Source organism: Alcanivorax sp. HI0007 (assembly GCF_001635525.1).
GTDB lineage: Bacteria > Pseudomonadota > Gammaproteobacteria > Pseudomonadales > Alcanivoracaceae > Alcanivorax.
This window is the reverse complement of record NZ_LWEJ01000081.1, coordinates 1-241: the sequence shown is the minus strand read 5'-3', so window position 1 is coordinate 241 and position 241 is coordinate 1. Positions and strand designations below refer to the sequence as shown.

1 protein-coding gene is annotated in these 241 nt (G+C 65.6%); it reads right to left on the bottom strand.

Features of this window, described 5'->3' with window-relative positions:
• A partial coding sequence (locus tag A3714_RS03995; protein WP_156493825.1) for an LLM class flavin-dependent oxidoreductase occupies positions 1-241 on the bottom strand: 241 nt, incomplete at both ends.

Below are 241 nucleotides of genomic sequence, written 5' to 3'. Positions count from 1 at the left end.
ACGGCTGGCCCCGGAACAGGGACAGAATGCGCTGATAGCTGGTGGTGGCCAGAAAACGGGCCTCCTCATCGGTTTCCGCCGCCACCGCCGGTACCGCGAGCATGGCGTAGGGCTTGTCCAGCTGCGCCGACGGCTGAAACTGCTCCCGGTAGAGACGCAACGCCTCGCGATACAATCGCGGCGCAAAATGCCCGGCAAAGGCATAGGGCAACCCCCGCTGGGCCGCCAGCTGGGCACTATA